The sequence below is a fragment of the Dolichospermum lemmermannii CS-548 genome, assembly GCF_028330815.1.
GTDB lineage: Bacteria > Cyanobacteriota > Cyanobacteriia > Cyanobacteriales > Nostocaceae > Dolichospermum > Dolichospermum lemmermannii.
Genome location: NZ_JAQMTJ010000277.1, coordinates 1 through 7,566 on the forward strand (window position 1 = coordinate 1; position 7,566 = coordinate 7,566).

At 35.9% G+C, this 7,566-nt stretch carries 7 protein-coding genes; 3 read left to right on the top strand and 4 right to left on the bottom strand.

Annotated elements, in window-relative coordinates; all coding sequences use genetic code 11:
* Positions 1–197 precede the first annotated feature (197 nt).
* Positions 198–692, top strand: a complete 495-nt coding sequence (locus PN450_RS19135) for a hypothetical protein (RefSeq protein WP_015080579.1) — start codon at positions 198–200, stop codon at positions 690–692.
* 324 nt (positions 693–1,016) lie between these two features.
* Positions 1,017–3,035 (top strand): hypothetical protein, encoded by a 2,019-nt coding sequence (locus PN450_RS19140; RefSeq protein ID WP_148766345.1) that lies wholly within the window; start codon positions 1,017–1,019, stop codon positions 3,033–3,035.
* Between the two features lie 41 nt (positions 3,036–3,076).
* Here the strand turns inward: PN450_RS19140 and PN450_RS19145 are convergent, their stop codons facing one another.
* From PN450_RS19145 to PN450_RS19160, 4 genes are all read right to left on the bottom strand, one after another.
* Positions 3,077–4,519, bottom strand: a complete 1,443-nt coding sequence (locus PN450_RS19145) for a RecQ family ATP-dependent DNA helicase (RefSeq protein WP_271837235.1) — start codon at positions 4,517–4,519, stop codon at positions 3,077–3,079.
* A 250-nt stretch (positions 4,520–4,769) separates the two neighbouring features.
* Entirely contained in the window at positions 4,770–5,714 is a 945-nt protein-coding gene (locus tag PN450_RS19150) for an isoaspartyl peptidase/L-asparaginase (RefSeq protein WP_148766343.1), read from the bottom strand.
* 196 nt (positions 5,715–5,910) lie between these two features.
* Positions 5,911–6,066: a DUF2256 domain-containing protein gene (locus PN450_RS19155; protein ID WP_015080582.1), complete on the bottom strand. Its 156-nt coding sequence runs from the start codon at positions 6,064–6,066 to the stop codon at positions 5,911–5,913.
* 16 nt (positions 6,067–6,082) lie between these two features.
* Positions 6,083–6,217 (bottom strand): hypothetical protein, encoded by a 135-nt coding sequence (locus PN450_RS19160; RefSeq protein WP_267904281.1) that lies wholly within the window; start codon positions 6,215–6,217, stop codon positions 6,083–6,085.
* Between the two features lie 97 nt (positions 6,218–6,314).
* Between PN450_RS19160 and PN450_RS19165 the strand changes: the two genes are divergently transcribed.
* Positions 6,315–7,451: a quinone-dependent dihydroorotate dehydrogenase gene (locus PN450_RS19165; protein ID WP_271837234.1), complete on the top strand. Its 1,137-nt coding sequence runs from the start codon at positions 6,315–6,317 to the stop codon at positions 7,449–7,451.
* Positions 7,452–7,566: the final 115 nt, after the last annotated feature.

Consider the following 7,566-nt stretch of genomic DNA (forward strand, 5'->3'; position numbering starts at 1 on the left):
ACTGAAAACCATAAAAGTAAGCGCAATTTCGACACCTTGATTGGCAGTTGTTTTGAGCGTTTAGGCGGCGTTTGACGGTCGCAGCGAGATTAGATTGAGCTAAACTCTTAATTTAATTCTGTCAGTAGAATCTCAGTGGCTGTCTTCCCTGAGAGTGTCAATTGGCTTAATATTTAGGGAATTTTATTGCTCTTGGGATGTTAATGTTGTTTTCCCGTTATCCAGTTATTGCTCCTGTTAGCCTGAGCATTGCTTTGTTAATTACTAGTTGCAGTGAGACTAAAACCTCCCAATGTCAGCGATTAGTTACAGTTGTCAATCAGGGTACATCACTGATTGATATTAAAAAAGGTCAGCAAGCATCAACTAGCTTGCAATTATCCAAAGACTTGAAAAATGTCACCAAATCCATTCAGGAATTAAATTTAAAAGACCCCAAACTGCAAGAATTTGAAACCAGTTTTATCAAAATCTTTGATCATCTTAGTGAAGCCATAGCCAAGGCTTCTCAAGCTCTTGCAGATACTAAGAAAGCAGAAGCATCATCAGATGGTAGAGTAAAAGTTGAAAAAGCTAGAAGAGAAATTGATTCCGCACTGACAACCGCAGCTAAAACTGCTGGTAAGGAATCAGATGCTTTAGGCGTTCAATTAAATAAATATTGTAGCCAAGCAGAAGCAGCTAAGAATTAAAAATTGAGAATTAAAAATTAAAAATTCAAGAGTTAGATTCTTCACTCTTCTTTTTTTAATTTTTAATCTTGCTAAGACCTACAGACTGTACAAATTAATCATCCAGACAAATTTATCCGCATTACGAAAAGCATTAATATATTGTAGTGTGTTTTTGTATAATATTTAGGCACTTACTGTTGAAGTAAATGTATGGTAAGCTAGATCGAAAATGAGAATTTAAAAAGAAATGCTAAGTTAATTTAAATATCTAAACACATAAATAAATTTGTATATAGTATAGTAGAATGTAACAGATACGTAAATAACTAAACCCATTAAGTCATGGACATAAGTTTAGAAGGTAGAATTAACAACACTCCTTTAGCTGAGAATAAATGTTTATTGCCATTGTTTGAGTGTGTAGTAAATTCAATTCATTCTATTGAGGATTCAAAAATCAATAATGGATATATTGACATTATTCTTTTAAGGGAAGGTAATCAAACAGAACTCATAGAAGATGGAAATTTATCTCCAATACAAGGTTTTGTTGTTTTAGATAACGGAGTAGGATTTAATTATATTAACTATACGTCTTTTTGTACTTCAGACAGTACATATAAAAAAAGCAGAGGCTCAAAAGGAGTTGGTAGATTTTTATGGCTTAAAGCTTTTACAGAAATACTGATTGAAAGTGTTTTTGAAGAAGAAAATAATTTTTACAAACGTAATATAGAATTTAGCCTTTTTTGCAAAGGAGTTCAAGAAAATTCTAACCAGAAAATAGAATTAAATAATAAACAAGAATTTTATACAAAAGTTGAACTTAAAAATTTCTTAAATCCATATAAAGTAAAATGCCCTCAAAAATGTGAAACTATAGGCAAGCAAATTCTAGAACACTGTATTTCATACTTTATTTTAGAAACACCACCCAAAATTAGAGTAGTTGATGGAAAAAAAGAATTCAACATTAATACATACTTTAATGAAAATTTAGAATCATTCTCGGATAATGATGTAATTAAAATAAAAGAATATACTTTTAATCTTAAAGGAATTAAATATTACAACTCATCCGATTCAAGCCATAAACTTTTTTATTGCGCTAATCATAGAACCGTTATTTCTGAAAATTTACACAACTATATCCCTAATTTAATTGAAAAAAGAAAAATTCGTGACAGAGAAGGAAGGCCTTTTACCTATCTGGCTTTTGTTTCTAGTGACTGTTTAGATCAATATGTTAATCAAGAAAGAACTAATTTTAACCTAATTCATAATCATGAGGGTTTTACAGAAGATATTGGACTTATTTCTTATAAAGAAATACAAAATGAATTAATTTCTGTAATATCTAATAATCTTTCTCCATTTTTACAAGGATTACAGGAAGAGAAACAGAAAGAAATACAAAAATACATTATAGAAGAAGCTGTAGAATATCGTCCGTTACTAAAATATGCTACAGATAAATTAGAGTCTATAAAACCTGGACTTCCTCCAGAAAAACTAGAAATAGAACTTCATAAAATAATGTCGAGCTATGAACTATCCCTGAAAGAAACGGGAGTAAGAATATTGAAAACTCCCCTAGAACACTTTGAGAGATTTCCTGAGTATAGCAAAGAATATTATAATTTTCTTGAACAGTATAATGATCTAGGGATGTCTAAGTTAGCAAAATATGTTATTCATAGAAAAATCATAATCAGTCTGTTTGAAAAAAATCTAATTCTTGATTCAGATGGAAGATATAGTCTTGAAAAAGATATACATGAAATAATTTTTCCAATGAGAACATCTTCTGATGAAATTAATGTTTTTGAGAAACAAAATCTCTGGATAATAGATGAAAGATTGTCTTATCATGAATATCTTTCCTCTGATCAATCCTTAAAAAGACTAGAAAGTTTAGATTCAGAAAGTAATGATAGACCAGACCTTTTAGTTTTCAACCATCCTATTGCTTTTGTACCAGATGAAGAACAGCCTTATTCTTCCGTCGTAGTAATAGAATTTAAACGCCCAATGAGAGAGGGATATTCTGCATCAGAAAATCCTATTGCTCAAGTTTATTCTTATATACGCCAGGTTAGATCAGGCAAACACAAGAATAAAGATGGTAGATTAATATCTCTTCGTGAAGATACACCTTTCTATGCCTATATTATTTGTGATTTAACAGAAGAAATACAAACTTTTGCTGTTAATTCTTCTCTGACTCCAACACCAGACCTTCAAGGTTTTTTTGGTTTTAACCCTGGATTAAAAACCTATATTGAAATATTATCATTTAACAAACTTGTTAAAGATGCAAAACAAAGAAATAATATTTTATTTAAAAAATTAGGCATATAATCTAGGAATATCGTAATAATTATCTTTCCAGATTGTGTTTATTAATTTCCACAATTATCACAATGTCCACAACGCCAATTAGTCGTTGTTTCAAACCCAAAAGCATTTAATAAAAACTGCCAACGACATTTTTTAGTAGTAAGATATTCACTCATTTGTTTAGCAGCTTGTAATTGTGTTTTTGCTGGTTTTCCTGACGGCAAAGACATAGAATAGTGAAAAGGATCAAGCCATTCCAATTGTCCATTACTATGCAGAAGAGAAAGTGCCACAGCACTATTGGGAAATTCTTTAATTACAGTATTTATTTCTCCTTGGGTTGGTAATTGTTTCGCTAATTGTTGGGCTTTTTGTTGTTGCAATTTCATTTGTTCTGCAAAAAAATTCTGTCTTTGCTTATCTTCAGCATCTAAAAATCCCGTTGGTTCACTTACTAAAGTTAAAACATCAGCGGGTTTTCCATCTCTTCCCGCCCTGCCTATTTCTTGCACATATTCAGATAATAAATGTGGCGCATGAAAATGGACAACCCAGCGGACATCTGACTTGTTTATCCCCATGCCAAAAGCACGATTACACACCACAAAAAGGATTTTTCCACCTAACCAACTAGCTTCAATATTCCGGCGTTCTGTTGGACTTAATCCTGCATGATAACTAGCAGTATGAAAGCCATTTTCTGTTAACCATTCCGTTAAATTTTCACTATCTCTTCGAGTCCGTACATAAATTAAACCAACTTGATTTGGTCGTTTTTGAATAAATTTTAATAATTGTTGTTTTCTCCCTTTAGGAGTCCAAGCAATTCGGACAATAGGATTTAAATTTTCCCGATAGGGATTAATCCGAAAAATCTCAGGTTTGTCTAATTTTAAAACTGTAGAAATGATCTTTTGGGCTAAAGGATCAGCCGTTGCCGTAAAAGCTGCTATACTAATTTTTGTTCCCGGTGGTTTTGATTTTAGTAACGCTTCACGCACAGCCCCTAAACGCCGATAAGCTGGACGAAAACTATCACCCCACTGCACTAAACAATGGGCTTCATCCAGAATTAAACCATTAATTTGCAGTTGAGGATTACACAACTTTTGCCACACTGCTGGACTAAGTAAGGTTTCTGGTGATAAATATAATAATCTTAATTGCTGTTTTTCTAAAGCTTGCAAAGTTGCCTGGCGTTGAGATGGAGTTAATTCACTGTGTAAAAGTGCTGCTTTTTGTGATAGTTGCCGTAATTCCTCAACTTGGTTTTCCATTAATGCCACCAAAGGAGAAACTATTAAAGTTAATCCTGTTTGTAGTAGGGCAGGAAGTTGAAAACAAATTGACTTCCCCCCACCTGTGGGCATAATAATTAGTGAATCTTTTTGTGATATTAAACAGTTAACAATTTCTTTTTGGGGGGGACGAAAATCGTCATATCCCCAAATCGCCTTTAATGCTGCGCGAACATCTTGCCAAGATTGTGTTACTGGGAGATTCATTTTTTTACCACAAAAGCGCAAAAAAGAATAAATGGGAAAATAAGGAAAATATTTATCTTTACTCTTCCCACTGACAACTGACAACTGTACGGGCGAAGCATTTGGAGAACTATTTTTGGCAATGACCGATAATTTATCTTCCAAATGCTTCGCCCCTACTGACTACTGACAACTGTACGGGCGAAGCATTTAGAGAACTATTTTTGGCAATGACCGATAATTTATCTTCCAAATGCTTCGCCCCTACTGACTACTGACCAATTAGTTCTTGATCATTCCATTCCAAAGTATCACCAATGCTTTCTCCATTATGGTAAGCAGCTAGTAATACTTCACAGGTTTTACCATAGGATATCGCACCAGTGGCATCAAGAGCGATCGCTCCAAAATCCCGATTATTCCTCTTAGCTTCCGTAAATGATCGCTGCATAGCCTCCTGTAGTGACATTCCATCAGTAACACGCACCACAACCTTAGCGGCTAAACACTCATCAATAATATCTTCCCCAATGCCCGTACAACTAACTGCTGCATGACTAGTTGCATAATTACCCGCTGGCATCGCCGAATCACTGACTCGCCCAATGCGTTCAAAGCCTTTACCACCTGTGGAAGTACCAGCAGCTAATTTACCATAGCCATCTAAAGCCACAACACCAATAGTCCCCCTACCAGCACTTTCCGCCATTTCTGGTTCTGCTACTACCCCAGCCATGGTTCTTTTAAAGTTATCCTGGCGTTCTAGAGTCCACTCTTTCAAGCGCAAATCAGTTAAACCATTATAAATAGGCAGTTGTAACTCCCGCGCCAACTCAGCCGCACCATAATCGGATAAAACCCGATCATCAGCATCTTGTAAAAACAGCGCCATTTCAATCGGATTCTTCACCCGTGACACATTAATTACACCACTGAACCTGCCAGTCGTTCCATCCATAATGGAAGCACTCATGCGGATTTGTCCATCAGATTGCAGTACAGAACCAGTACCAGCATTAAACCGGGGTTCATCTTCCAACATCTGACAACCCCGAACTACAGCCTCAGTCGCACTTGCACCCGTCAGCAAAAGAGCATAGACTTCCGCAACAATCTGAGAAAGAGAATTGCGGACTGCGATTAATCCTCCCTTACCTTGGAGAGAACTACCAGCACCACCATGAATAATTAATTTAGGTTGTATTTGTAATGTCATTTATTTTGTCATTTATTTTGTCAGTAGGGGCGAAGCATTTGGAAGATAAATTATCGGTCATTGCCAAAAATAGTTCTCCAAATGCTTCGCCCGTACAGTAGTCAGTTGTCAGTAGTGGCGAAGCATTTGGAAGATAAATTATCGGTCATTGCCAAAAATAGTTCTCCAAATGCTTCGCCCGTACAGTTGTCAGTTGTTAATTTTTTGCGTGAGAACGACGACGACGACAACGTTCTGAGCAATATTTCACTTCATCCCAGCAATCTTGCCATTTTTTCCGCCAAGCAAATGGACGTTGACAGACTACACAGATTTTTTCTGGTAAATCAGATTTAGAACGAACACGCCCCATCATAATCAATACAAAGTTAAAACCATTCTTGAAGATAAGCAATAGTAGTTTTAATTAGTGAATAAAGTCTATCATCTTCTCTCAAATTTTGGATAAGTTGCCCCAAAGATATAATTTGTTGTTTAGCATCTTTAATTTTTTTTGCTGCCAATTATAAGTTATAGTAATATATATGAAGATGCCTGGTATACATTCCTAATGGATTTTAGCTTTGGTATCTATTAATAATTGATAGATGTTACCCTAAATTGGATATTTATAAAGCATTAGTTAGTCATGTTCTATTTACTCTGGTAAAAACCGAACCGGAGTGGTTGCACAAACAAACCATCGGTAGTCTAAATTGGCTGTCGAAAGCCAGTTATTATCCTTCTACTAAATGGTTAAATAGCCTATTTCAGCAATATCTGTGTCTAAATGATCCGCGATTAGAACAAACCATACTGGGAATGAAATTTCCCAATCCTTTGGGGTTAGCGGCTGGATTTGATAAAGACGGTATTGCTGCTAATATTTGGCATAATTTTGGGTTTGGTTTTGCTGAATTGGGTACTGTTACTTATCATCCACAACCAGGAAATCCTCCTCCCCGTTTATTTCGTTTGCCTTTAGATCAAGCGGCACTTAACCGGATGGGTTTTAATAATGCTGGTGCTGTCGCAATGGCCGCAAGATTAACAGAGGCAAAACAACATTTAATTTACCCAATCCCAATACCGATAGGAATAAACTTAGGTAAGTCTAAGATAACATCCTTGGAACTAGCAGCGCAGGATTATCTAGAGAGTTTTCGATTACTGAAGGATTTGGGTGATTATTTTGTAGTTAATGTTTCCTCTCCCAATACACCGGGATTGCGATCGCTCCAGGATGCTATCATGCTCAGTCAAATCTTAGATATGCTACAGCAGGAAAACACTGCACAGAAACCCATATTTGTGAAGATAGCCCCCGATTTAGAATGGGAAGCAATATCTGACATTATTGCTCTGGTTAAAACCTACCGAATTGCTGGTTTAATCGCCACCAACACCACGATTAGCCGGGAAGGACTCAAAACCCAAATTATTGAAAAAACTGGTAAATCCCCCCAAGAGGAAGCGGGAGGAATTAGCGGAAAACCAGTGAGAGATCGCTCCACAGAAGTAATTCGCTTCATTTACCAACAAACCCAAGGGCAGATGCCTATCATTGGCGTAGGTGGCATATTTACTGCTGAGGATGCTTGGGAAAAAATCACAGCCGGAGCTTGTCTTATTCAAACTTATACAGGCTGGATCTATGAAGGACCAATAATGGTACGCCGCATCCTCGTCGGTTTATTAACCAAACTAGAAGAAAACGGCTTAACATCCATCTGTCAAGCGATTGGGATTGGTCAGTAGGGGCGAAGCATTTGGAAGATAAATTATCGGTCATTGCCAAAAATAGTTATCCAAATGCTTCGCCCGTACAGTAGTTAGTTGTTAGTAGGGGCGAAGCATTTGGAAGATAAATTAT